This window comes from Rhizobiaceae bacterium, assembly GCA_023953845.1.
GTDB lineage: Bacteria > Pseudomonadota > Alphaproteobacteria > Rhizobiales > Rhizobiaceae > Arvimicrobium.
Map to the genome: position 1 here is coordinate 4194430 of JAMLJC010000001.1, position 26193 is coordinate 4220622.

Below are 26193 nucleotides of genomic sequence, written 5' to 3' on the forward strand. Positions count from 1 at the left end.
CTCATCGGCTGAATGCGAAAGGGCGGGATTGCTCCCGCCCTTTGTCCGTCTTGCGACCCGTCTCGACTTACGAGAGCCGCCCTGCCGCGTGGGCCAGCATCGTATAGACCTTGCCCGTATCCGAGGTCAGGTAGGTCTGGGTCATGATGTTGTCGCGGTCGCTGCGGGCGACGTCCTTCAGAAGCTTTTCGAAATCCTCGCAGTAGCGGTCGACGGCGAGACGGAACTCGCTGTCCGACTGGTACTTACGGCGGATATCGTCGAATGTCTGCTGACCCTTGAGCGTGTAGAGGCGGCGCGTGAACACGTCGCGCTCGCCGCGCCGGTAGCGATCCCAGAGCTCGATCGAGATGTCATGGTCGATCGCGCGGGCGATGTCCACCGAGAGCGAGTTGAGCGATTCGACCACATGCAGCGGCGATCTCTGCGGCTGGCTCGGCTTGGCGGCCGGGGCGAGGCGCTTCGCAGGCGCTGCCTCGTCGCGAGATGCCTCTCGCAGCAGGTCGCGCACCCAGCCGCCTGCCTCGCTGCTCTGCGCCGGGGTTTCAGGGGCGCGGGGCGTTTGCGGCGCCTCGGCATCCAGTGCCAGCGTTCCGCGAAGCACCGGCGAGGGAGCCTGCGGCGCGGCTGGCTTCGGTTGCGGGGGCCGTTTTTCCTGACGCGCCTCAGCCGCGGCAACCTCAAGCGGGCGGGGCTGGGGCTCGCGTTTCGGCTCCTGAGCGCGCGGCGGTTCGGGCGCACGCTGGGGAGCCCGTTCCTGCGCACGCTGCGCAGAGGGCCGGGGCGACGGCGCCGCTGCTCGCGGGGCAGCCTGCGGTGCCGGGCGCTGCGGACGCGGCTCGTCCGGAATGTCCACCGTACGGCCGGTCTTGGCGACGATGTCCGAAAGCTCCTTCAGCGCATTGATCTGTTCGGCGACGGCGCGGCGGATGGCGCTGGTCGATTCCTTCGCCTCGACCGGCATGTCGAGCACGCCCTTGCGCAGCTCGGCGCGCGTTTCCTCGAGATCGGAGCGGATGGAGCCGGCGGTGCGGCGGATTTCCTCCGTCGCGTCGGCAAAGCGCCGCGTGGCGGATTCGATGACCTCGCTCATCGCCTCACGGATATGCTCGGTCGACTGTTTGGTGCGGTCCTCGGCCTTTTCCAGCGCCGAGCCGACCAGATTGTCGAACGACTTCATCGTGCGTTCGATCTCTTCGGACTTCTTGACAAGACCGACCGCGAGTTCCTCCAGCGCCGATTGCCGCTCGTCCAGGGTGCTGACGAGGTGCGACTGCGCGGAACCAAGCAGATCCGATGCTCCGGAAAGCAGCTTCGTGTGCTCCTCGAACCGGCTGGCGATGCTCGCCACTTCCTTGAGCGTCCGCGACGACACGTCGGTCAGGCGGGACGCGTTGGAATCGATCAGCCGCGCCGAGCTGGCGAAGGTCTGCGCCGCCTTTTCGGTGGTCGCGGCAAAACCCTGCGTCGTCGCCGAGAGCTTGGCGTCGACGTTGGAAAGGCTCTTTTCGGCAAGGTCGATCAACTCGGCCAACTGGCCGTTCGACGTCGACAGGCGTTCCAGAACGTCCGCGACGCTGCCGGAGAGGGCGCTGCGGGCCTGACCGAAAGCCGAGATCGTCTCTTCGGTGCGGGCCGCGAGCGCATCGATCAGGGCCGTGTTCTCGGTGCGCAGCCTTTCGGCCGTGCGCTCGGTAACGGCCTCGATATTCTTCTGCAGCTCCGCACCGCCCTCGGCGAATCGATCGACTAGCGGCTTCGCGGTCTCGTCCAGGATCTTGTTTATCTCGCTGGCGCGGCTGGCGAGCATCTGGTTGAGCTCGCGCGTGTTTTCGCCGAGCGTGCGCGCGGCGTCATTTGTGGTCTGCGCGATGTGCTGGCCGACCGCAGTGAACGTTTCCGTCACGACGCCGACGCGCGACACCAGCTGTTCCTCGCTCTTGGCGATCTGCTCCTGCACCTCCCTGGTGGTCGCCGCTGCGCTCTCCGTGAGTTGCCTATGCGCGGTAGCGATATCGTCGCTCACCTTGGAGGCGATATTGCGCGCGCTGTTGGCGAGCATCTCGTCGGCGCGGGTGAGACGGTCCGCGAGCACCTCGACGCGCGCATCGAAGTCCGATGCCGTCTGCGAAGCGCGGTCGCGCAGGCGTTGATCTGCATCGACGAAGATCTTCTCCAGATCGGCAGCCCGCGCGCCGATCGTCTCCTGCGCACCCTCGGTGCGAAGGATGATGAGGCGGTTGGCGTCGTCTATCGCGCCGGCGAACTGGCCGACCTGCTGGGTGAGCTTCGCGGCGGACTGTTCGGTCTGCAGCACGATCTGGCGCTGGGCTTCGTCCATCGCATGCGCGATCTCGCCGGCGCGCTCGCCGAGTTCGATCGAGGTCTGCTCGGCACGCGCCGCGACGCGCTGCTCCGCGTCGGCGAAGATGCCTGCGATGTCGCGCGCGCGTTCAGCCATGGTCCCGGCGCTGCTGTCGACTCGCTGGGCAATGGCGCGGTCGGTCTCGGCGAAGATCTGCCCGAGTTCCGCGGCCCGCTGCGTGAGAGATTCGGCCGTGGCGCTCAGCCGCTGCGACATTGCCTCGTCGGCGTCCGAGAACGATTTGACGATCTCGCCGGCGCGGCGTGCGAGCGCGCTCGCGCTCTCGACGGCGCGTTCGACCAGCCTCTGGTCCGCGTCGTCGAACGCCTTGACGATGTTGGCGGCGCGCAGGTCGACGGCTTCCGCAGTCTCGCCGAGGCGCGTGACCAGCCTCTGGTCCGCTTCGTCGAAGGTGCGGGAGATGTCTCCCAGCCGCGCCGTAAGGGCGTTCACGGCCTGATCGGCATGGTCGACCATACCGCGCGTGGTCGAGGAGACCCGCTCCGACAGCCGGCGTTCCGCCTCGTCGAAGGAACCGGCGATTTCCACGGCGCGGTTCGCCATGGAGGCGGCCATCTCCTCGGCCTTGATGGCAAGCGCCTGTGACGTCTGCTCGGCCCTGTCGGACAGTCTGGCGTCGGCCGCCTCGAATGTCTGGGCGATTTCGTTCGCACGCGCGGCGAGTGCGCCGGCGGCTTCGTCGGCGCGGCCGAGCAGCGACTGGGCCGCGATTTCCGTGCGATCCGCAAGCTGCTTGTCGGCCTGTTCGAAGGTGCGATGCAGGTTGAGCATGCGGTCGGTGATCGATTCCGCCACTTCCTGATTGCGGGTCGAGAGAAGCTGGGCGACGCTTTCCGCGCGAGAAGCCAGCCGCTCCTGCAACTCCTCGAAGTTGCGCGAAATGTCGGACGTGCGCTCCAGCAACGCGGCGGCGGTAGCCTCGGCGCGCTCGGCCAGACGGCGGTCGGCGTCGCTGAACGCGTCGCCGGCGTCACGGGCGAGGGCGCTCGTGACCTCCATGACCTTCTCGCGCAGGGCGCCGGCCGCTGTGAGCGCGCTGTTCTCCAGCACCGAGCGGACGCGCTCGACGCCGGTCGCCAGTGCGCTCTCGACGGTGGCGGTGCGCTCGTCGATGATGCCGGTCTGCGTGCGGAACGCATCCTCCAGCTTCGACATGTCGGACGCGAGTGCGGCCGTCAGATCTTCGCGACGCGCCGCAAAAGTCTCTATATGCGCGGCGACGGAGCGGTCCATCTCGTCACGCGACGCGGCGAGTTTTTCAACATCCTTCTCGAAGGCATGACTGAGTATGCCGCGTCCCTCGGCGATCTTGTCGACGTGGCCGGCGACCATGCCATCGATGACGGCCCTGCTTTCGTTGAGCTTGGCGAGATCGTCCTCCAGCGCGCGTTGCAGGACATCGCGTCCTTCCGCGAGATGCTGGACCTGCGCCGCGACGAGGCCGTCGATCTCCGCCCGGCTGGCGCCGAGCTTCTTCAGGTCGGCTTCGAGGGCGCGCCTGAGGATGTCGCGGCCTTCCGCGAGACGCTCGACCTGGCCTGCGACAATGCCGTCGAGGCTCGTGCGGCTTTCGTTGAGCTTGGCGAGATCGTCTTCCAGAGCACGCTGCAAGGCGGCGCGCCCGTCCGCGAGATGCTGGACCTGCATCGCGGCGAGATTGTCGATCGCCGCACGGCTCTCGTTCAGCTTGGCAAGATCGTCTTCCAGCACACGCTTCAGCAGATCGCGACCTTCGGCCAGATGCTGCATCTGCTTCTGCGCAAGCCCGTCGATCTCCGCGCGGCTCTCGCCGAGCTTCGCCAGATCGTCCTCCAAGGCCTTCTTCAGCACCTCGCGGCCCTCGGCGAGTTGCTGGATCTGCAACGATGCCAGGCCGTTGATCTCGGCGCGGCTTTCGCCGAGCCTGGCGAGATCGTCCTCCAAGGCCCGCTTCAGCATCTCGCGGCCTTCCGCGAGCTGCTGCATCTGCAGCGTGGTAAGGCCTTCGATCTCCGCCTTGCTCTCGCCGAGCTTGGCAAGATCGGTTTCGAGAGCGCGCTTCAGGATATCGCGACCCTCGGCGAGCTTCTGGACGTAGCCGGTCACGACATTGTCGATCTCGGCGCGTGTCTCGCCGAGCTTCGCGATGTCTTCTTCCAGCGTCTTGCGCAAGCCCGCGCGGGCTTCCTCCAGATGTCCGACCTGGGCCGCCGCCAGTCCGGCAATCTCGATGCGGCTTTCGCTGAGCTTGGCGAGATCGTCCTCCAGCGCGCGCTTGAGCAGCGAACGCGCCTCGCCGAGATGGCTCACATGCGCCGTCGCGAGGGCGTCGATCTCGGCACGGCTGGCGTTGAGCTTGGCAATATCGTCTTCGAGCGCCTGCTTGAGCACCGAGCGGGCTTCCGCCAGATGGCTGACCTGCGCCGCGGCAAGACCGTCGATTTCGGCGCGGCTGGTACTCAGCTTCTGGAGATCGGCCTCCAGCGCGCGCTTGAGGATGTCACGGCCTTCCGCCAGCCGCTCGACCTGTCCGGCGACAATGCTGTCAATGCTTCTGCGGCTCTCCGCGAGCTTCTGAAGATCGTCCTCCAGAGCCTTGCCGAGGAGGGCGCGCCCTTCGGAGAGGGACTTCTCGAAGCGGTCGACCTGTCCGCTGATCGTCTCGTCCAGCCCGCTCCGCGCCGAGGTCAGCCGCTCCAGATCGTCCTCCAGCGCCTTGCTGACGAGTGCGCGGCTGCCGGCGAGAACCTTGTCGAACTGGGCAACCTGAGCCGCGACGGCCTGATTTGCCTCGTTGCGTGTCGCGGCGATCTTCTGGATGTCGTTGGCGAGCGCCTGGCTCAACAGCACGCGGCCACCCGAGAGGGTCTTTTCGAACTGGTCGACCTGCGCGGTGACGAACTCGTTGATGTCCTGCCGGGTGGCGGACAGCTTCTGCATGTCGTCTTCCAGCGCCTTGCCGAGCAGCGCGCGGCCACCCGAAAGGGCTTTCTCGAACTGTTCCACCTGGGCGGTGACGGCGCTGTTCATGCCCTCGCGCGTCGCGGCCAGCTTGTGCAGGTCGTCCTCCAGCGCCTTGCCGAGCAGCGCGCGGCCACCCGAAAGGGCCTTCTCGAACTGCTGGATCTGGGTGCCGACCATTTCGTTGACGCTATCCCGGGTGGCGGACAGCTTCTGGAGATCGTCGTCCACCGCGCGCCCGAAGGCGGCGCGTCCGTCCGTCAGGGTTTTCTCCAGCTTGCCGACATGTGTCGAGACCGTCTCGTCGATCTGGGCGCGTACATCGTTGAGGCGGCCGAGATCGGTTTCCAGGGCGCGTTTCAGGATATCGCGCCCCTGTGCGAGACGCTCCACCTGTCCGGCAACGATCCCGTCGATGCTCTGCCGGCTCTCGGCCAGCTTTTCGAGGTCGCTCTCCAGTGCCTTGCTGAGCATTTCGCGGCCTTCCGCCAGAGCGGTGCTCAGGTTTTCGCGGCCCTCCGCCAGCTTCTCGACCTGGCTGATCACCAACTGGTCGATCTCGGCGCGTGTGTGGCCGAGCTTCTGCAGGTCCGTCTCAAGCGCGCGCTTGAGGATGTCGCGGCCCTGTGCCAGCTTCTCGACCTGCCCGGCGACGATGGTATCGATGTCGGCGCGGCTCTTGCTGAGCTTTTCAAGATCGGACTCGAGCGCGCCTGCCAGAAGATTTCGTCCCTCACGAAGCTGCTCGACATGCTGTGTGACAGATTTCCCAATAGATTCACGCGCTTGATCGAGATTGTTCACGTCGTCGCTCAACGCCTGCGCAAGCTGCGCCCGACCTTCTGCGATCTTGTCGAGTTGCGTGGTCAGCGAGGTGTCGATGGCGCTGCGAACGTCGCCGAGCTTCTTCAGGTCGTCGTCGAGCGCCTTGGCGATCATCGTGCGGCCCTCGGCGAGTTTCAGCACATGCAGGCCGAAAGTTTCGTCGATGGTCGCCCGGCCTTCCGCCAGCTTCTGCAGATCGTCGTGCAGCATAGCCGCCATGCGGTCGCGGCTCTCCGCGAAGCGTTGCGCATGATACTCGATGGAGGAATCGACTTCGCTGCGCGCCTCGGCCATCTTCTTGAGATCGGCATCCAGCGCTTTCGCGATGACGTTGCGGCCTGATTCGAGGCGCCCCGCGAAGTCCGAGGCACGGGCTTCGAGCATGGCTGATGTCGACGTCACAAGCTCGCCCATCTCCGTGCCGATGCGATTGCGGCCCTCCTCGATGAGGCTGCTGAGCGTCTGCTTGCCTTCGGTGAAGGCCGTCGAGATCTCCTTGGCGCGGTCGACAAGCGAGTCGTTGATCTGCCGGGCACGTGCCTCCAGCGCGGCGTTGAGCTTCTGGGTGCCGGTGTCCAGCGCTTCCGCGCGCGTCTCGAATTCGCGGATGAGCGCCTGACCGCGTTCCGCGAGCGTCGATTCTATCGCCGCGAGCCGGGTGTCGAACTCGCTGCCCAGCGAGCGCGTGGCGCCGCCGAGGAGAGACACCATGCCGGATGTGCGCTCGTCCAGCAGCCGCGTCGCTTCGTCGGTGCTTTGGGCGAGCGACGCAATGCGCGTATCGAGCAGGCTCGCGAAGGCTTCGCCTGAGGTCTGCAGGCTGTCCGAGATCTTGTCGAGGCGCTGATCGATCGAATCGTAGATCGAGCCACCGGATTCGTTGATGCGGTCGATCAGCGAATCGCCGGAGGAGGTGATCGTCGTCGACAGTTTCGTGGACACGCCGAGAATATCGTCGCGAATGCGGTCGCTCGCCTGGCTGAGCTCTTCCTTCAAAGCCTCATGCGCGCCGGCGATCGAGGCGCGGACCCGCTCGGCGTGGCTGACGACCGCCTCGCGCTCGCTCCCGAGCCCGTCGACCAGCGCGCGAATGCGCGATTCGTTCTGGCTGTAGGACCGTTCGAGCTGGTTCACCTCGGTATGGACGAGGGTCTCCAGTTCGACCGCGCGGGCCAGCGTGCGCTCGATGCCTTCTCCCAGCGCGGCCACTTCGCGGCGCACGGCCTGGCCGACCATCATGACGCGATCCTGAGCGGCGCTCTCCGGCTCGGTCAGCCGCATCGCGGCGTCGGTCATGCTCTGCGCCGCCAGCCGAAGCTCCTGCGCGCGGCGCATCATCACCGCGAAAGCCCAGAACAGGATGAGCGGCAGCAGGATGCCGACGGCAAAAAGAATGATGTCCGGTCGTGCCGCCAGTTGTTCCAGCGTACGGATCTGCCAGATGCGCGGGGCAAACAGCGCGTGACCGAGCATCGCACCGATCACCACCCAGGCGACGGAAAGGGCGGCGATGATCCAGTAGAGCATGCTCGATGCGCGTTTCGCCGCGGCGGGCGCGCGTCGCGTCGCGCGCTGGAGATCGTCATTGGCGGGATTGAACGGAACGGCGCCGCTCGTCGGCGACGGCTCGATGGCGCGCAATGGCGGCTCGATTCGCGCCTCGTCCTTCACCGGAGCAGGTTCCGCCTTGTCGACTGTCACGGCAGAGGCGGCAGGCTCGGCTTTCTGGCCCTGCTCGGCAAGCTCCTTCGCCGCGGCGGAGATCTGTGCCTCCAGATCTTCCATGGAAGCGGAGATGTCGAACCCAGCACCCTTCGAAAGATCCTGCTCGAGCGCCGACTCGAGTTCTTTCGCCACCTCTTTGTCGAGGCTCTTCGTCCGTTTCGCCATGCCGCCGTTACCCTGTACTAGGTGCGCAGAAATGCCGGTTTCCGGTTCCTCGTAGTCCGCGCACGAGGCTCACTATGGTCCGCCCGTATCGTAGTGGCACAGTCGGGTAAAGAAAACATGCATTCCGCGACATGCGTAAAAGTTTAAACATAAGGTTAACAATGCCGCGAATTTGCCCGCATTTTCAGGCAACTGACGCGCCCGGATGTTAACGGCTTGCCCATATCCATGGGTAAAGAATGGGTCGGTATTGCGGCTCCGCCAACAGGGATTTGTGGAGAGTTCCCGAAATGGCTTCTGCGACAGTCGATCGGCCGGCCTTCGATATGCCGGGAGGTGAGGGCGCCCGGGTGCGAAAGTCCCGGCCCATTGATTTCGAGCAACTGGCTCGCCAGACCATGGGCGATCGCGCGCTGGAGCAGGAAGTGCTGGCGCTTTTCGTCCATCAGGCGACGAACATCGGCGAGCACATCGTGACGGCGAGCCGTGAGGAGCGCATACGGCTGGCGCATGGACTCAAGGGATCGTCGCGCAGCGTGGGGGCCTTCCCGATCGCCAACTGCGCCGAGCAACTGGAGCGTGCGCCGGACGACACCGCGATCATCCAGCGCCTGCGCCGCCGTGTCGCGGAAGTGGCCGAAGTCGTAGCGTCGATCAGCCGCTGAGCAGTCCCGCCGGCCAAACGCCGGGTTTGCGCCATTCGCTGCCGCAAACCGAACGCAGTTGACTTGACCCGTGGAGTGATTATCTGCCGATCGAGAGTTTCCCGGGACGCGCTTCCATGACAAAGCTGACCTTCATCGCCTTTGACGGCACGCATTTCGACGTCGATGCCGAGAACGGGTCGACGGTGATGGAGAATGCCATCCGCAACGCGATCCCCGGCATCGAGGCGGAATGCGGCGGCGCCTGCGCCTGCGCCACGTGCCATGTCTATGTCGATGACGAGTGGACCGACATCGTTGGCGAACCGGAAGCGATGGAGGAAGACATGCTCGACTTCGCTTATGACGTGCGCCCGAACTCGCGTCTGTCCTGCCAGATCAAGGTTCGCAGCGAACTCGACGGGTTGGTCGTGCGGGTGCCGGAGCGTCAAGGATAGTCCGGCGTCAGGAATAATCGGCGGCAGGAACGGCCGCGCAGTCTCATTTGGGGGCTTATATATAATGAGTGACGTGACCAGGACTGACGTGCTGATCGTGGGCGCGGGGCCGGTAGGGCTCTTCGCCGTGTTCGAACTCGGTCTGCTCGACCTCAAATGCCACCTGATCGACATTCTGGATCGGCCGGGCGGTCAGTGCACTGAACTCTATCCCGAAAAGCCGATCTACGACATTCCTGCCTGGCCATCGATCTCCGCGCAGAGCCTCGTCGACAATCTGATGGAGCAGATCGCCCCGTTCAATCCGAGCTTCACCTACAACCGCATGGTGTCCTCGCTCGAAAAGCTCGAGGATGGCTCTTTCCGCGTCATTACCGACGAAAACGAGGTGTTCGAGGCGAAGGTTGTCGTCATTGCCGCCGGCGGCGGCTCCTTCCAGCCGAAACGGCCGCCCATTCCCGGCATCGAGGCTTTTGAGGGCACGAGCGTCTTCTATTCGGTCCGCCGCATGGAGGATTTCCGGGATCAGGATCTGCTGATCGTCGGCGGCGGCGATTCGGCGCTGGACTGGACGCTGAACCTTCAGCCGATCGCGAAGAGCGTCACGCTCGTCCATCGCCGGCCGGAGTTCCGCGCCGCGCCGGACAGCGTCAACAAGATGTATGCGCTGCAGGAGTTGAAGAAACTCGAATTCCGCATCGGTCAGGTGTCGGCCGTGGCCGGCGAGAACGGCCAGTTGCGGTCCGCCACCATCAAGGGACCGGACGGCAGCGTCGAAGTGCCGTGCACGCGCATGCTTCCCTTCTTCGGCCTGACGATGAAGCTGGGGCCGATCGCCGATTGGGGGCTTAATCTCCATGAGAATCTGATCCCGGTTGATACGGAGAAGTTCGAGACCTCCGTGCCGGGTATCTTCGCGATCGGTGACATCAACTGGTATCCCGGCAAGCTGAAGCTGATCCTCTCCGGCTTCCATGAAGGAGCGCTGATGGCGCAGGCCGCAAAGCGCATCGTCGCGCCGGGCGAGCGCGTCATTTTCCAATACACGACGTCCTCTACGAGCCTTCAGAAGAAACTCGGCGTCGCCGGCTGAGTAGAACATGCGGCTCCCGAGGAAGCGAATCGCCGCCTGAAGACGGTGATTAACGTCCAGAAAGGCCACGAAAGCCCGGAGCTCGTGCTGCAGTTGTTTGCCTAAGAAAATCCGAGGCTAATGGCTGGACGGCTTCGCCTCGTCCTCGATGGCGGCGTCGTGATACCAGCCGCTGCCGGAATCCATGCGGGGCAGACGCTGCGCTGCAATTTCCGCCACCTTCTGCGCCTGGATCGCAAGCCGACGGCGCACTGCGTCCTGTCCGACCGGGAATGTATAGATCTTGGCTGTTTCGCGGTGTGCGATCGTGCTCATTGAAGAATTCCGATCCTGTAGGTCATCCTCGCTTCAAGCTACAATGTAATGCCCGCTGTAAAATTGTGCAAGATGCCAATAGAATCAGCAGTTTGTGCGTATTTTTTAGACTTTTGACAATCCTGCCGGTTTAGACGCCAGAAACAGGCAGGATTGATTATTTTTTGTGCTGTGATCGCCGACTGCCTATGGCTTTCGCTCCCTCGATGAACGCCGACGACCATGGTGAGTTCCGGACAAGCTATTGAATTTTCAGGCGATAGGAGATCGGCAGGTCCGTTTCGGGGGATCGTCGCGTGATTGGCACGTTCGTTGCTTGGTGGCGCTGCAGGGAAGTCTGGCCCTTCGAGGGTCGTCGCAACTGAAGCGTTTCCCGCATCGATTTGAGGTTCTGAGAGGTCTGGAATGACGAAGTACAAGCTCGAATACATCTGGCTCGACGGCTACACGCCGGTTCCGAGCCTGCGCGGCAAGACGCAGATCAAGGAGTTCGCCGAATTCCCGACGCTTGAGCAACTGCCGCTTTGGGGTTTTGACGGTTCTTCCACGATGCAGGCCGAAGGCCATAGCTCGGACTGTGTGCTGAAGCCGGTCGCCGTTTATCCCGATCCGGCCCGCACCAACGGCGTTCTGGTCATGTGCGAAGTCATGATGCCGGACGGCGTCACGCCGCACGCCTCGAACACGCGCGCCACGATCCTCGATGACGAGGACGCCTGGTTCGGCTTCGAGCAGGAGTATTTCTTCTACAAGGACGGCCGCCCGCTCGGCTTCCCGACCACCGGTTACCCGGCGCCGCAAGGCCCGTACTACACCGGCGTCGGCTACAGGAACGTCGGCGACATCGCTCGCCAGCTCGTCGAGGAGCATCTCGATCTCTGCCTCGCCGCCGGCATCAACCATGAAGGCATCAACGCCGAAGTGGCGAAAGGCCAGTGGGAATTCCAGATTTTCGGCAAGGGCTCCAAGAAAGCCGCCGACCAGATCTGGATGGCGCGCTATCTTCTGCTGCGTCTGTGCGAGAAGCACGGCATCGACATCGAATTCCACTGCAAGCCGCTTGGCGACACCGACTGGAACGGCTCGGGCATGCACTGCAACTTCTCGACCAGATACATGCGCGAGGTCGGCGGCAGGGAATATTTCGAGGCCCTGATGGCGGCCTTCGACAAGAATCTGATGGACCACATCGCCGTCTACGGCCCGGACAACGACAAGCGTCTGACCGGCAAGCACGAGACCGCGCCGTGGAACAGGTTCAGCTATGGCGTCGCCGATCGCGGCGCCTCGATCCGCGTGCCGCACTCCTTCGTCAACAACGGCTACAAGGGTTATCTCGAGGACCGTCGTCCGAACTCGCAGGGCGACCCGTACCAGATCGCCTCGCAGGTGCTGAAGACGATCTCGGAAGTTCCGACCGAAGACGCGAAGAAGGCCGCCGCGTAAAAATTCGACCCGTTGACCCAAAAGAACCCCGGCAAGCGCCGGGGTTCTTTTTTAGGCAGGCTGGAAGCAGCGCGGAATGGCCGCCGGGATAACGGAATAGCCAACCAACCGGGCCTTTTCTACCGCGAGACGCGTTTCCAGACGCTGTGAAGACCCAGAAGCACAGCGAGGATGATGACGTTGGTCACGACGCCGACACCGATCGCCATCGTGCGGTCGACGTCTTCGGTGCCGGTTGTCATCGCGATGAGAACCGCGACAAAGATGCAGCCGAGAGCAAGCGGGACGAGGCGGCCGGTGTGAGCGGTCGTCTGCAGCGTAGTGAAGACAAGCGCCACGAGCAGGCCGATGCGAAACGGGTCCATTAACTGGGCGACAAGCAGCTCGGAAAAGCTCATATCCTGCCAATAACCCGATCCTTTAACGCCACGAACAAAAAAGCCGGGTTTCCCCGGCTTTTTTTCATGGAAGAAGGATCAGGCGCTTAAACCGAATAGTACATGTCGAACTCGACCGGATGCGGGGTCATCTCGAAACGCATGACCTCCGCCATCTTCAGTTCGATGTAGGCGTCGATCTGGTCGTCATCGAACACGCCGCCGGCTTTCAGGAAGCCGCGATCCTTGTCGAGCGACTGCAGCGCCTCGCGCAGCGAGCCGCAGACGGTCGGGATCTTCTTCAGCTCCTTCGGCGGCAGGTCGTAAAGGTCCTTGTCCATGGCCTGGCCGGGGTGGAGCTTGTTCTTGATGCCGTCGAGGCCGGCCATCAGCAGCGCCGCAAAGCCGAGATAGGGGTTCGCGCCCGGATCGGGGAAGCGGACCTCGACGCGCTTCGCCTTCGGCGACGAGCCGAACGGAATGCGGCACGACGCCGAACGGTTGCGCGCCGAGTAGGCGAGCAGCACCGGCGCTTCGTAGCCCGGCACAAGGCGCTTGTAGGAGTTGGTCAGCGGGTTGGTGAAGGCGTTGACGGCCTTGGCGTGCTTGATGACGCCGCCGATGAAATAGAGGCAGCTCTCGGAGAGGCCTGCATATTCGTTGCCGGCGAAGGTCGGCTTGCCGCCCTTCCAGATCGACATGTGGACGTGCATGCCCGAGCCGTTGTCGCCGAAGATCGGCTTCGGCATGAAGGTCGCGGTCTTGCCGTAGGCATTGGCGACCTGATGCACGACATATTTGTACATCTGCATCTTGTCGGCGTTGCGCACCAGCGTGTCGAACTTCAATCCGAGTTCGTGCTGCGCGGCCGCCACCTCATGGTGATGCTTCTCGGTGCGGACGCCCATCTCGGCGAGCACGGTCAGCATTTCGGAGCGCATGTCCTGCAGCGAGTCGATCGGCGGAACGGGGAAATAGCCGCCCTTGACGCGCGGGCGGTGGCCGAGATTGCCTGTCTCGTAATCGGTGTCGTCGTTCGAGGGCAGTTCCGATGAATCCAGCTTGAAGCCGGTGTTGTAGGGATCGGCCTTGTATTTCACGTCGTCGAAGACGAAGAACTCCGCCTCGGGGCCGACATAGATCGTATCGCCGATGCCCTCGGCCTTGAGATAGGCTTCCGCCTTCTTCGCGGTGCCGCGCGGGTCGCGGTTGTAAGCCTCGCCCGATACGGGATCGAGGATGTCGCACATCACCACCATGGTGGACTGCGCGAAGAACGGGTCCATGTGCACTGTCTCGGTGTCCGGCATCAGCACCATGTCGGACTCGTTGATCGCCTTCCAGCCGCCGATCGAGGAGCCGTCGAACATGACGCCATCGGCGAACATGTCCTCGTCCACCTCGACGACATCCATCGTCACATGCTGCATCTTGCCCTTCGGATCGGTGAAGCGCAGGTCAACGAACTTCACGTCGTTGTCCTTGATCTGCTTCATGATGTCTTTGGCTGTCGTCATCTGCGTTTCCTTTGGATTATTTAAAAAATTCGATGCCCGGGCTATCGCTGGTCAGATCGCGTCGATACCGGTCTCGCCGGTGCGGATGCGGATCACTTCCTCGACATTGGAGACGAAGATCTTGCCGTCGCCGATACGGCCGGTCTGGGCGGCCTTGCGGATCGCTTCGATCGCTCCCTCGACCGCGTCGTCACCGAGAACCACCTCGATCTTCACCTTGGGGAGGAAGTCGACGACATACTCCGCACCGCGATAGAGTTCGGTGTGTCCTTTCTGTCGCCCGAAGCCCTTCGCCTCGGTCACGGTTATTCCCTGAAGGCCGGCTTCCTGCAGCGCTTCCTTGACCTCGTCAAGCTTGAAGGGCTTGATGATCGCCTCGATTTTTTTCATTTGAGCATGGCCTCCACTACGCATTGTCGGGCGCTGGCGCCCCGTATGCGCCACGCATGCACGAAGCGTGCCAGTCATCCCGAATGCCGGCCGCCGAGACGAATTGAGGCGTTATCTGACGCTCCGTGTCAATCGGTGAGGCAAGGTCATTGGAAAATGCGTGTTCATAGCGGTCGAGTGGGAAAATTGTGCATATCAATGTGCCGAAGAAATAGCCTTTATGCCTAAAAACTAGTCATATGCCGCGAGATGCTGAGATGTGACCGGGCGATAGAAGCGGAAAGGCGTCGTTGCCGATTGCCAGTAACCATTGCCCGCCTATGCTGTCTGGAACAGCAAGGTGACCGTCAGACATAATGCAACTGCTCACGCCAAACGAAATGTCGCAGGCTGACCGCCGTGCCGTCGAGGCCGGGCCGATGCTTGGCATCGACCTTATGCGCCGTGCCGGCGCGGCGGTGGTTGCTGCGGTGCTGGAGCGGTTTCCGGATGCCCGCGAGGTCCATGTATTGTGCGGGCCCGGCAACAATGGCGGCGACGGCTATGTCGTGGCGGAACTGCTGCGCCGCGCCGGTCTGGACGTTGCGCTGTACGGTTCGGGCGAGCCGCGGAAAGGGAGCGACGCAGCCATCGCGGCGGCGGAGTGCTCCGTGTGGCCGCAACCGCTGGCGGCCTACCATCCGGCTTCCGGTTCCGTGGTCGTGGACGCGCTTTACGGCGCGGGCCTCGCGCGCGGCGTGGACGGTGACGCGCGTCGTGTCATCGAGCTTACCAACGAGGCGGCTGTTCCCGTCGTCGCCGTCGATCTCCCGAGCGGCGTTTCGGGCGAGACGGGCCAGATTCTGGGGGCGTCTTTCCGTGCCACGGTCACCGTCACCTTTGTGCGCAAGAAGCCCGGACATTTGCTGCTGCCCGGGCGGACGGCATGCGGCGAGGTCGTTGTGGCCGATATCGGCATTGCGGATGAGATCATAGACAGCATCGCTCCGCGTTGTTTCGAGAACGTGCCGCCGTTGTGGCGCGGGTCTTTGCCGACGCCCGGCATCGAGGCGCACAAATATTCGCGTGGCCATGTCGCGGTGTTCTCGGGCGCAGCCACTGCGACCGGAGCGGCGCGACTGTCCGCTCATGCGGCGGCGCGCATCGGGGCAGGGGCCGTCACCATGCTCTCGCCGGCGGAAGCGCTGGCGGCAAACGCCGCGCATCTGACCTCGATCATGCTGCGCAAGGCGGATAGCGTCGCCGATGCGATCGCCTTCGCCCGCGAGCGCCGGCCCCGCGCCTGGGTGTACGGACCCGGCCTTTCGCCTACAGCGGACACGGCGCAGCGCCTGATGGAACTCTTTGATGGTTGGCCGCATCCCTTTGCCGCTGTTGTGGACGCCAGCGGGTTGACTGCCCTTGCCGGCACGCCCGGTCTGCTCGTGCCGCCTTTCGGCGGACGCCAGCACGATCTTGTCGTAACCCCGCATGAAGGCGAGTTCCGGCGCCTTTTCCCCGACCTTTCCGCCGATCGGCTTCCGTCCAAGGTCGAACGCGCGCGGCAGGCGGCGCGCCGGATCGACGGTGTCGTTGTCTACAAAGGACCTGACACGGTGATCGCCGCTGCGGACGGCCGCGCCGCGATCAATGCCAACGGTACGCCATGGCTGGCGACGGCAGGCTCCGGCGATGTGTTGTCGGGTCTCGTCGCCGGCCTGCTCGCGCAAGGAATGCCGGCGTTCGAGGCGGCCTGTGCAGCCGTCTGGATACATGCCGAGGCAGCCGCACAGTTCGGAGCCGGCCTGATGGCGGAGGACTTACCTTCGGCCATTTTGCCGGTGATAAAGGAACTGTTCGGGTATTCGGGCGGCCGGGATCGTTCCTGATGAAGAAATGGTGTTTGCGCTGGTTTCTGCCGGCATTTGCGTTGCTGGCCGCAATGGTGCAGGCGCGCGCGGAGACCGTGACGCATATCGACGATCCGAAGTTGCTCGCCCGACTCGAAGCCAAGGGTTACACCTTCGCCAGCGTTTTCGGCCGACCGGATCAGAAGCTCGACAAGCTCTATGCGGATGCGCCGGCTTTCGCTGCGATCGTTGATCTCATCGAGTCCGATCTGGCCCAGCTTAGCGCCGAGATGAAGGCCGGCGGCCGTCCCGTCTACGAATCCACGGCGGATCGCGTCGGCCGCATCCTCGACATACGCTGGCTGAAGAACAACGCATCCCGTTTCCGGCTCGTGGGCGTCGTCAACCGGCTCGACCGCCGGGATTTTCTTGCGTTGAAGGGCGATAAGGGGTGCGGCGAGGTCCGCTTCATCTATCGTCTGGCCTACAACTTCGCCAGGAAGGGCACGGTGCGCGCCTCGCGTATGCCGGTCAACTTCAATGCCGTCTATTCCGTCGGCACGGATGCGGACGGCGGTTGCATGGGCGTCGCGGGCCGCTGGTCGCCGCAGATCGACGAAGCGGTTGATGCGGGCTGGCTCGTCGGCGGGGTGCTGGACCGTGAGCAGCTGACCTTCCGCCAGCTGGAGTTCAACGCGCAGGTCGTGCGGTTTCCGTCCGAGACCGAGCCGGGATTCGGCGGGCAGGCCGCCTATGTCATGCGGATCTTCGGCATCGACGGGGACCAGATCGAGGAAAAGACGCTGGAAAACACGCCCGACGCGAGCCGCATAGCCTCCGACGCCGCGCTGCGGGCCAATCTGGAAGCCTATGTCCGCGATCATGTCGAGGCGATCGATGAAGGCGTCTATCAGGTGCCGGAGGAGTTTTTGACCCGCAAGGTCGTCTCCTTCTCGACCTTCGGCAGCGCGAGGCACGCCAACCATCCCTTTTCGGCATCGCTCGACGCGTCGCGCTTCGCATCCATCGATTTTTCCGCCATGAAACTCGTGAAATCGTCGGAAGGGCTGATCGAACGCCTCGACAACGGTACGTGTCAGGGTTGCCATCAGTCGGGCTCCACAGCGGGTTTTCATTTCATCGGTCTGGACGACGAGACGACCTCGCCGCTGAACAGGATCGAGGTCGGCATCTCGCCGCACATGCGTGCGGAACTGCCGCGCCGGATCGCCTATCTGAACGCCTTGGCGGAAGACCGTGAGCCGAACCGGTTCCGGCCGCTCTCGTCCGCACCGCCGGCCGATTGGAACGGGAACAACGTCGCCTACGCTCCCGCCGGGATCGGCATGCCCTGCGTCATGCCGGACGACGCATCGAAGCTCGGCGGACAATGGCAGTGCAGCGAGGGAACCGTGTGTACGCCTTTGGGTGCGGCGGAATCCGGATTGAAAGTGGCGCAATGCCTGTTGCCGGGCGACAGCGAGGCGATGTTTTCGGGCCATCCATGCCTGTCCGGCGACATTGCCACCAATCAGTCGCAGCCTTTCAACGACAATCTGAAGGTGGCTAGCCAGTTCACGGCCTTCGCCGAAAAGGTGGGCAGGGTGGACTATTCCTGTCGCCCGCCGCGGATCGGTGTGCCGGGTGGCATCGCTTACCGCAACTGCAACGAGGCGGACCGCAAATTCGCAGCGTTCAAACCGGGCGAGCCGATGCCGAACGAGATCTGCGCGCTGGTCGGCGGCAAGAAATTCGACCTGTGCGTGGCGACGGGCGATTTCAGCCAGTGCCTTGGCGGTTCGGTCAATCGCGGCAACCGGCAGGCGTGCTCGGCGGATCATTTCTGCCGCGAGGACTATATGTGCCAGACGCTGCCCGACGACGTGCCCGGAAAATCGAAAGTAAAGGGCATCGGCTTCTGCTCGCCGACCTACTTCCTCTTCCAGATGCGCGTCGACAACCACGCCACGCCATGGGCCGTTGAGACCGCGCGTGGGGAAGACGAGGAAGAGCCGTTGTATCGATCGGTCGAGTCGGACGTGGAAGAGGCGGAATAATCTGGCGAATTCAATTCCGGCAATATCTCCCTACGTTGCCTCGCCGCGTCCCGTGTAGAACACCCAGCTCCGGTTGATGCCGTAGGTTATCACCGGCGTCACGAAGATCATCGGCACGATGGCGAGCCGGGCGTCCATCGAAAGGATGTGCTCGACCAGATAGACGAAGAAGGCGTTCAGCGAGAGGCCGAGCAGGGCGGGCACGACCAGACGCCAGCTCGACGACAGGAAGCTGCGCTTTCCGGCCTGCGCCCTGAACGTGAAATGATGATGACCGACGGCCGAGATGCCGACCGCGCTCGCGAAGCCGATCAGGTTCGCGACCTGCGGCGCGATCGCCGTCCAGGTGATGAGACCCGTATAGACAGCCGCATGCACGAGCGTCGCGGCGGCGCCGACGAGTCCGAACCGGATGAATTCCGGCCCGAAGCGGCGCATCAGGGCGACGAGGCTGTCACTCACGATCCCGCGTCTCCGCCATGGCTTGCCCGCCGCCGATCTCGCACGAAATCTCCCGACGCTAAACCCTTTCCATGAAAGCCATCGCACCCTGCGGTGCGCGCAACTTGCCTTCATGGATGATATAGACGAACACGTCGCGCGGCTCCTTCCGCGGCTTCCGGGACGGATCGGCAAGCGGCAGGTCGTCAGGCTGATCGCCGGCGGCCCAGAGTTTCGCCCGCTTCACCCATGCATCGAGATCGGAAGGCTTGTAAGCCGTGGGAACGTCGTCATGTCCCTTCTGCAGCCGCGCATAGACGAAATCCGAGGTCACGTCCGCGAATTCGGGATAATCGTGATGATGCGCGTAGCAGACGGTGGCCTTGTATTTTTCAGCCAGCGCGACAAATTCCGGCACGGCGAAGCTGCCGTGGCGCACCTCGAGTGCGTGGCGCAGCGACAGCCCGCCCGTCTTCGACGGCAGCAGCTTCAGAAAACCCTCGAAGTCCGCAGGCTCGAATTTCTTGGTCGGCGCGAACTGCCAGACGATGGGGCCGAGCTTGTCGCCAAGTTCCTCAAGGCCCTGTCCGAAGAACTTCGCCATGGACTCGCCGGCCTCCGCGAGCACCTTGCGGTTGGTCACGAAGCGGTTGCCCTTGATGGAGAAAACGAAGTCGTCCGGCGTTTCGTCCCGCCATTTCTGGTAGGTCGCCGGGGTGAAGCCGGAATAGTAGGTGCCGTTGACCTCGATGGTCGGCACCTGCCGCGAAGCGTAGTGAAGCTGCTGCTTCTTCGGCAGCTTTTCGGGATAGAACGTGCCTTCCCAGGGCTCGAAGGTCCAGCCGCCCATGCCGGCGCGAATCGTTCCGGATTTCGTCATGTTCGACCTTTCCTTATGGCCCGCGCGCTCAGGCGGCGACGGGTTTCGCCATGTCGACGATGATCCAGCCCGGCCTGTGGGGATTGGCGCGGCGGCCCGTCTCGCGAAATCCGTATCGCGTGTAGAGCGCGATGTTCCGTTCCATTCTCGCGTTCGTATAGAGGCGGACTTCGCCAACCTTCCATCCCCGCGCTTTTGCCTGCGCGAAGTCCAGAAGGGCTACGCCATGGCCCTTGCCTTGCGCTGTCGGCGCGACAGCCACGCTGAAGATCATGCAATGGTCGTCGTGGCGTTCGAGCACGATCAGCCCGGCCAGTTGCCCGTCGCTCTCGCGCAACCAGACCTCCTTCCGTTCGATCCGCGACGTATAATCTTCGGTCATCGGTACAGGCGGGCCGCCAAGAAGCGGAACATAACCGCCATAGGCGGCGTCCGTCAGCGCGATGACCCGCTGCAAATCGCTCCGGTCGGCGAGCCGCATGGACGACGCTTCTCCGTCGTCCATCTACTCCGCCGCCTCGCGCTTGCTCGCCTTCGGACGGCGCTCCAGCAACTCCGCGAGAAACCGCCCAGTATAGCTGCGCGGCTCGCGCACCACATCCTCTGGGCGGCCCGACACAACCAACTCGCCGCCGCCGTCGCCGCCTTCGGGGCCGAGGTCGAGCACCCAGTCGGCCGTCTTGATGACTTCCAGATTGTGCTCGATGACGACCACGGTATTGCCCTGGTCGACCAGTTCGTGCAGCACCTCCAGGAGCTTCGCCACGTCGTGGAAGTGCAGGCCCGTCGTCGGCTCGTCGAGAATGTAGAGCGTTTTGCCGGTGGCCTTGCGCGAAAGCTCCTTGGCGAGCTTGATGCGCTGGGCCTCGCCGCCGGAAAGCGTCGTCGCCTGCTGGCCGATATGGATGTAGCCGAGGCCGACCTGCTTCAGCGTCACCAGCTTGTCGCGCACCGCCGGAACCGCGGCGAAGAAATCGACGCCTTCCTCCACCGTCATGTCCAGCACGTCCGCGATGGACTTGCCCTTGAAGGTGACGTCCAGCGTCTCGCGATTGTAGCGCTTGCCGTGGCAGACGTCGCAGGTGACGTAGACGTCCGGCAGGAAGTGCATCTCGATCTTGATGACGCCGTCGCCCTGGCAGGCCTCGCAGCGGCCGCCCTTGACGTTGAAGGAGAAGCGGCCGGGCTGGTAGCCGCGCGCCTTGGCTTCCGGCAAGCCGGCGAACCAGTCGCGGATCGGCGTGAAAGCGCCGGTATAGGTGGCCGGATTGGAACGAGGCGTGCGGCCGATCGGGCTCTGGTCGATGTCGATGACCTTGTCGAGGAATTCCAGCCCCTCGATGCGGTCGTGCTCGGCCGGATGCTCTCTGCTGCCCATGATGCGGCGCGACGCGGCCTTGAACAGCGTCTCGATAAGGAAGGTCGACTTGCCGCCGCCCGAGACGCCGGTGACCGCGGTGAAGGTGCCGAGCGGTATTTCCGCCGTCACGTTCTTCAGATTGTTGCCGCGCGCGCCAACCACCTTGATTCGGCGGCCTTTCTTGAACTCGCGCCGGTGCTCCGGCATCGCGATCTCAAGTTCGCCGGACAGATATTTGCCGGTGATGGAGTTCGGATTGGCCATGATCTCGGCCGGCACGCCCTGCGCGATGACACGTCCGCCATGGACGCCGGCAGCAGGCCCGATATCGACCACGTAATCCGCGTGGAGGATCGCGTCCTCGTCATGCTCCACCACGATGACGGTGTTGCCGAGGTCGCGCAGATGCTTCAGCGTGTCGAGAAGCCGCGCATTGTCGCGCTGATGCAGGCCGATGGAAGGCTCGTCCAGCACATAGAGCACGCCGGTCAGGCCCGAGCCGATCTGCGAGGCGAGCCGGATGCGCTGGCTTTCGCCGCCGGACAGCGTGCCGGAATTGCGCGCGAGCGTCAGGTAGTCGAGGCCGACATCGTTGAGGAACCGCAGCCGCTCGCGGATCTCCTTGAGGATGCGCACCGCGATCTCTTTCTGCTTGGCGTTCAGCCCCTCGGGCAGGTCGGTGAACCATTGATCCGCCTTGCGGATCGAAAGCTCTGTCACCTCGCCGATATGCTTGCCCGACACTTTTACCGCCAGAGCCTCCGGCTTGAGGCGATAGCCCTTGCAGGCGGGGCAGGGGGTGGACGACATGAAGCGCTCGATCTCCTCGCGCATCCAGGCCGATTCCGTCTCCTTCCAGCGTCGCTCGAGGTTGGGGATCACGCCCTCAAAGGTTTTGGTCGTCTTGTAGGAGCGCAGGCCGTCATCATAGTTGAAGGTAACCTGCTTTTCGCCGGTTCCGCGCAGGATCGCATTCTTCGCCTCATCGGACAGCTCGCGCCAACGGTCGCCCAGCTTGAAGCCATATTCCTTGCCGAGGCCTTCCAGCGTCTGCGCGTAATAGGGCGAGCTCGACTTCGCCCATGGCGCGATCGCGCCTTCCCGCAGAGACACGTGGTCCTCGGGAACGATGAGGCTCTCGTCTATCGCGCGCTGGCTGCCCAGCCCGTCGCAGGTCGGGCAGGCGCCGAACGGATTGTTGAAGGAGAAGAGGCGCGGCTCGATTTCGGGAATGGTGAAGCCCGAAACCGGACAGGCGAATTTTTCGGAGAACAGGATGCGCTCATGCGTCTCGTTCTTCGATTTGTAGGCGGATTCCTCGGCCGTCTCCTCTGCCGGCAGCGGCTTGTCGGCGAATTCCGCCACCGCCAGACCGTCGGCGAGCTTCAGCGCGGTCTCCATCGAGTCCGCCAGGCGCGTGGCAAGGTCGCCGCGCACCACGATGCGGTCCACCACCACGTCGATGTCGTGCTTGTACTTCTTGTCCAGCGCCGGAACGTCGGCGATCTCGTAGAAGGTGCCATCGACCTTGACGCGCTGAAACCCCTTCTTCTGAAGTTCGGCCAGTTCTTTCCTGTACTCGCCCTTGCGTCCGCGCACCATCGGCGCGGTGATGTAGAGGCGCGTCCCCTCGGGCAGGGCCAGCACGCGATCCACCATCTGCGAGACCGTCTGGCTTTCGATCGGCAGGCCGGTCGCCGGGGAATAGGGAATGCCGACGCGCGCCCAGAGCAGGCGCATATAGTCGTAGATCTCGGTGACGGTGCCGACCGTCGAGCGTGGATTGCGGCTGGTCGTCTTCTGCTCGATGGAGATGGCGGGCGACAGGCCGTCGATCTGGTCGACGTCCGGCTTCTGCATCATCTCCAGGAACTGGCGCGCATAGGCCGACAGGCTCTCGACGTATCGGCGCTGACCCTCGGCATAGATCGTGTCGAAGGCGAGCGACGACTTGCCGGAGCCCGACAGGCCGGTCATCACGACGAGGCTGTCGCGCGGCAGGTCGAGATCGACATTCTTCAGATTGTGTTCGCGCGCACCGCGAATGGAGATGAACTTGTGGTCCGGCATGACCATCCATTTCGAAAAAGGGGACAGGCGCGAGCGCGAGAAGCGTGGGCCGCTGCCCGAATGTATGTCTGGATTAACAGATGTCGAGTAGAGAACGCAACGGAAACAAAAGCAACTGACACAGCGCTGTCAGGAGCACCGGCGGCATCAAGCGTGAGGTCCGCTCGCGGCCGCTCGCGAACGATCACATTTGATGACACGAACGGCTTTTCTCATTGACCCCAAAACCTGTCAGGCGCAGTATTTGTGCGTGCTTTCGATGAGAGCGAGGCAAAATGCCGCCCGCGAGACGCCGCGGGTCCGCCCTGAAAGCCATGTGTGAAACGGACGAAAGGAGGAGGCATGACCCCGCCGGACAGTCCCAACAGGCTCCTCACCAGGTGAGGAGCCGCGGCGAACGATAGCAGGGTTTGAAACGCCCGGCAGATTCGAAACGCCGTTTTTCCTGACAATCAGAGACTGCAGTCGGATCGTCGGCTGACGCCGCGTGGCATCCGAGAAAGCAGGGGTTCTCCAAAACCCCGGTCAGGGTTCAATCCCGACAAGAAAGCCTTGAGCGCCGATGCGCCAAGGCTTTTTCTTCGTGATGTCGTCAGCGTCGCGGGGATGGTTTTATGTCGCCGATGATCACGTCGACGGTGATGTCGCCTGAGATGCGAACATCCGTATTGCCGACTCGGAACGAACGCGGATCGCGGGAAACTTCCATCGGCTCCGGCGGTGGCGACGTGACGATCGCATCAGGCTTCGAAACGCCGGGAAGGTTCGGATCTTCCGCATGTGCCGATATCGCGCCGGTTATCGCGAGCAGCGGCAGCATGCAGATCGAGGCAAAGGCTTTCATACGGCAAAGATAGGCAGTCACAGGCTGCTTGACCACCAATTATGCCGCCTGCGGCTTCTTTCTCGTGTCGTAGACGTGGTCCACGAGCCCCCAGTCCTTGGCCTGGCTCGCGGTCATGAAATGGTCGCGATCCAGCGTGCGCTCCACCTCTTCGGGCGTTCGCCCGCAATGCAGAGCATAGAGTTCGATCATCCGCTGCTTGGTTTTCACGATGTCCTCGGCATGTCGCTCGATATCCGAGGCCTGCCCCTGAAAGCCGCCGGAAGGCTGATGCAGCAGGATTCGGGTGTTGGGCAGCGCGATGCGGCGCCCCGGATCGCCGGCCATGAGCAGGAACGTCGCCATGGACGCGGCAAAGCCCATGCACACGGTCGAGACGGGACAGGAGATGTAGCGCATCGTGTCGTAGATGGCGAAGCCGCTGGTCACCACGCCGCCGGGGGAGTTGATGTAGAGCGAGACTTCCTTGTCCGGATTGTCGGATTCCAGGCTGAGCAACTGCGCGCAGACTAGTGCCGCCATGTTGTCGTCGATCTGGCCGTTGATGAAGATGATGCGCTCCCGCAGCAGCCGCGAGAATATGTCGAAGGCGCGCTCGCCGCGGCTCGACTGCTCGATCACCATAGGCACGAGATTGTTCATGGCGAAGCTCCGTTTCAGGCCGCCCGGGCGAATGGCGCGCAGTTGAGATTGGCCGCCGTCTCAGGGGCACGACGGGAACCGAAGGCCACGCGGCAACCTGCGTCGCCGCATATCGCGGCGGGGGGCTGCGAGGCGTCGTACACAGCATTGCTCGAATGGACGATGGTGAGCCGCGTACCACCGACCGCATTCGTCGTGATGGAAAAGGTGACCACGCTATCGAGGGCTGTTCCCTCCCTCCAGCGATAGCTGGCGCGGCGGCCGGGCTCCTTGTCGATCAGTTCATAGCCGGGATCGTTAAGCGTAGAGACGGCATTGGGGTCTCCGGTTCTGTCGCCGAGCCATTTCGCCACGATGCCCGGTTCGGTCAGGGCGCGGAAAACCTTGTCCGGCATGTCCGGGAGGTCGAATTCCATGACCAGTTCTTCCGGCTCCACGCCGGATTCGCGCGTGTCTTCGTCCGCCGTGCGGGTCATGGTTCCATCTCCTTCAGGGTCTGCTTCAGCATCTCGACCCGATCCGGCCAGAATATCCTGTATCGCTCCACCCAGTCGGCGAGGGGCGTCAGCGCCTGTGGAGCGATCCGGTAGTATGAGAAACGCCCCTCGCGCCGCTCGGTCACCAACCCGGCATCCCGAAGCACGGCCAGATGCTGGGAGATCGCCGGCTGGGAAACGGGCATGTCGGAGCGCAATTCGCTCACCGTCTTCTCGGCCCTGACGAGTCGCTCGAACACCGCCCTCCGGGTGGGATCGGCAAGCGCGCGAAATATATCCGTATCAGCCATGCACATCAGATAAGTGGATACTTATTGGATAAGCAAGCGCTTATTTTGCGCTGGAAGCCTCGCCGTCGCGATATAAATTGACGACAGCGCCGGGATAAATTAGAACAAAAAAAGAACAAAAGGCCTGTGGATAGCGGCTATCGTGTTTGCCTTGCCCCACCACGGCCGGATGTTTCGTGTATGAGAAGGCTGGTTTCGGACGAGCGCGGAGACGTGTCATGGCAGGCAGCGTGAACAAGGTGATTTTGGTCGGCAATCTCGGGGCGGACCCGGAGATCCGGCGCCTCAATTCCGGCGACCCGGTCGTCAATCTCCGCATTGCCACGTCGGAAACCTGGCGCGACAAGAACTCGGGCGAGCGCAAGGAGAAGACCGAGTGGCACAATGTCGTGATCTTCAACGACAGTCTCGCCAAGGTCGCCGAGCAGTACCTGAAAAAGGGCATGAAGGTTTACGTCGAGGGCCAGTTGCAGACCCGCAAATGGACCGACCAGCAGGGGCAGGACCGCTATACGACGGAGGTTGTGCTGCAGAAATTCCGCGGCGAGTTGCAGATGCTCGATGCGCGCGGACAGGGCGGCGGCGAAGGCGGCAGCGTCGGCTATGACCGGGGCGGCGGCCGTGGATCGGATTTCGGCCAATCCTCGCCGGCTGAAAGCTATGGCGGTCGCGGCGGCGGCAGCCGGGGCGGCGGGGAGCGCAGCGGCGGCGGTGGTTTCTCGCGTGATCTGGACGACGAGATCCCGTTCTAGAATCGACCGTCGGACAATATGTAACAATTAGTACCTTAAGGCGTTGTTTTTACAGCGCCCTTTTCTTTACAGTTTGGTCAAGCCTCGGACTCCTCCGAAGTGATAGGGACGGAACAGGTCAAGAATGTCAATAATCACCCCCCACAAGGTGCAGGCATGAAGCTGGCGGGACGGCGCGCTGCCCAGCGACGCTGTAGCCGGCTCGCCAGCCGCCTCCAGCTTGCTTCTTTGAAGCCGACCGAAGGCTTGC

At 63.4% G+C, this 26193-nt stretch carries 20 protein-coding genes; 7 read left to right on the forward strand and 13 right to left on the reverse strand.

What is annotated here, in order from left to right; all coding sequences use genetic code 11:
* Window positions 1-67: 67 nt before the first annotated feature.
* The gene (locus M9955_20765) at window positions 68-8041 is read right to left on the reverse strand and encodes a hypothetical protein (GenBank protein ID MCO5084075.1); all 7974 of its coding nucleotides are present in this window, start codon (window positions 8039-8041) and stop codon (window positions 68-70) included.
* Window positions 8042-8331: 290 nt separating this feature from the next.
* Between M9955_20765 and M9955_20770 the strand changes: the two genes are divergently transcribed.
* The 3 genes from M9955_20770 to M9955_20780 all read left to right on the forward strand — a co-directional run bounded on the left by M9955_20770 (window position 8332) and on the right by M9955_20780 (window position 10236).
* On the forward strand, window positions 8332-8706 hold the full coding sequence (locus M9955_20770) for an Hpt domain-containing protein (protein ID MCO5084076.1): 375 nt from the start codon (window positions 8332-8334) through the stop codon (window positions 8704-8706).
* 116 nt (window positions 8707-8822) lie between these two features.
* The gene (locus M9955_20775) at window positions 8823-9143 is read left to right on the forward strand and encodes a (2Fe-2S)-binding protein (GenBank protein ID MCO5084077.1); all 321 of its coding nucleotides are present in this window, start codon (window positions 8823-8825) and stop codon (window positions 9141-9143) included.
* Between the two features lie 64 nt (window positions 9144-9207).
* Window positions 9208-10236, forward strand: coding sequence for an NAD(P)/FAD-dependent oxidoreductase (locus M9955_20780; protein ID MCO5084078.1), 1029 nt, complete (start codon window positions 9208-9210; stop codon window positions 10234-10236).
* Window positions 10237-10353: 117 nt separating this feature from the next.
* On the opposite strand, the gene M9955_20785 is transcribed toward M9955_20780, so the two are convergent.
* A complete protein-coding gene (locus M9955_20785; protein MCO5084079.1) occupies window positions 10354-10551 on the reverse strand; it encodes a DUF2735 domain-containing protein in 198 nt (65 codons plus the stop codon).
* A gap of 405 nt (window positions 10552-10956) precedes the next feature.
* Here M9955_20785 and M9955_20790 point away from each other — a divergent pair, with 405 nt between their 5' ends.
* Entirely contained in the window at window positions 10957-11997 is a 1041-nt protein-coding gene (locus M9955_20790) for a glutamine synthetase beta-grasp domain-containing protein (protein MCO5084080.1), read from the forward strand.
* Between the two features lie 119 nt (window positions 11998-12116).
* Here the strand turns inward: M9955_20790 and M9955_20795 are convergent, their stop codons facing one another.
* The 3 genes from M9955_20795 to M9955_20805 all read right to left on the reverse strand — a co-directional run bounded on the left by M9955_20795 (window position 12117) and on the right by M9955_20805 (window position 14281).
* Window positions 12117-12395: a hypothetical protein gene (locus M9955_20795; protein ID MCO5084081.1), complete on the reverse strand. Its 279-nt coding sequence runs from the start codon at window positions 12393-12395 to the stop codon at window positions 12117-12119.
* A gap of 86 nt (window positions 12396-12481) precedes the next feature.
* Window positions 12482-13891: a type I glutamate--ammonia ligase gene (gene glnA / locus M9955_20800; protein MCO5084082.1), complete on the reverse strand. Its 1410-nt coding sequence runs from the start codon at window positions 13889-13891 to the stop codon at window positions 12482-12484.
* Between the two features lie 51 nt (window positions 13892-13942).
* Window positions 13943-14281: a P-II family nitrogen regulator gene (locus tag M9955_20805; GenBank protein MCO5084083.1), complete on the reverse strand. Its 339-nt coding sequence runs from the start codon at window positions 14279-14281 to the stop codon at window positions 13943-13945.
* Window positions 14282-14661: 380 nt separating this feature from the next.
* Between M9955_20805 and M9955_20810 the strand changes: the two genes are divergently transcribed.
* Together M9955_20810 and M9955_20815 are read left to right on the forward strand one after the other, a co-directional pair.
* On the forward strand, window positions 14662-16149 hold the full coding sequence (locus M9955_20810) for an NAD(P)H-hydrate dehydratase (protein MCO5084084.1): 1488 nt from the start codon (window positions 14662-14664) through the stop codon (window positions 16147-16149).
* On the forward strand, window positions 16149-18167 hold the full coding sequence (locus M9955_20815) for a hypothetical protein (GenBank protein ID MCO5084085.1): 2019 nt from the start codon (window positions 16149-16151) through the stop codon (window positions 18165-18167). The genes M9955_20810 and M9955_20815 overlap by 1 nt, the downstream gene beginning before the upstream one ends.
* Window positions 18168-18197: 30 nt before the next feature.
* On the opposite strand, the gene M9955_20820 is transcribed toward M9955_20815, so the two are convergent.
* The 8 genes from M9955_20820 to M9955_20855 form a co-directional block, all read right to left on the reverse strand.
* The gene (locus M9955_20820) at window positions 18198-18629 is read right to left on the reverse strand and encodes a GtrA family protein (protein ID MCO5084086.1); all 432 of its coding nucleotides are present in this window, start codon (window positions 18627-18629) and stop codon (window positions 18198-18200) included.
* Window positions 18630-18687: 58 nt separating this feature from the next.
* Window positions 18688-19488: a DUF72 domain-containing protein gene (locus M9955_20825; protein MCO5084087.1), complete on the reverse strand. Its 801-nt coding sequence runs from the start codon at window positions 19486-19488 to the stop codon at window positions 18688-18690.
* A 28-nt stretch (window positions 19489-19516) separates the two neighbouring features.
* Window positions 19517-19993, reverse strand: a complete 477-nt coding sequence (locus tag M9955_20830; protein ID MCO5084088.1) for a GNAT family N-acetyltransferase — start codon at window positions 19991-19993, stop codon at window positions 19517-19519.
* Window positions 19994-22918 (reverse strand): excinuclease ABC subunit UvrA, encoded by a 2925-nt coding sequence (gene uvrA / locus M9955_20835; protein MCO5084089.1) that lies wholly within the window; start codon window positions 22916-22918, stop codon window positions 19994-19996.
* A gap of 592 nt (window positions 22919-23510) precedes the next feature.
* On the reverse strand, window positions 23511-23762 hold the full coding sequence (locus tag M9955_20840) for a hypothetical protein (GenBank protein ID MCO5084090.1): 252 nt from the start codon (window positions 23760-23762) through the stop codon (window positions 23511-23513).
* A 39-nt stretch (window positions 23763-23801) separates the two neighbouring features.
* On the reverse strand, window positions 23802-24404 hold the full coding sequence (locus M9955_20845; protein ID MCO5084091.1) for an ATP-dependent Clp protease proteolytic subunit: 603 nt from the start codon (window positions 24402-24404) through the stop codon (window positions 23802-23804).
* Between the two features lie 14 nt (window positions 24405-24418).
* Window positions 24419-24880, reverse strand: a complete 462-nt coding sequence (locus M9955_20850) for a hypothetical protein (GenBank protein MCO5084092.1) — start codon at window positions 24878-24880, stop codon at window positions 24419-24421.
* A complete protein-coding gene (locus tag M9955_20855) occupies window positions 24877-25191 on the reverse strand; it encodes a metalloregulator ArsR/SmtB family transcription factor (protein ID MCO5084093.1) in 315 nt (104 codons plus the stop codon). Before M9955_20855 ends, M9955_20850 begins: the two co-directional genes overlap by 4 nt.
* 218 nt (window positions 25192-25409) lie before the next feature.
* Between M9955_20855 and M9955_20860 the strand changes: the two genes are divergently transcribed.
* The gene (locus M9955_20860) at window positions 25410-25943 is read left to right on the forward strand and encodes a single-stranded DNA-binding protein (GenBank protein ID MCO5084094.1); all 534 of its coding nucleotides are present in this window, start codon (window positions 25410-25412) and stop codon (window positions 25941-25943) included.
* The last annotated feature ends 250 nt before the right edge of the window (window positions 25944-26193 follow it).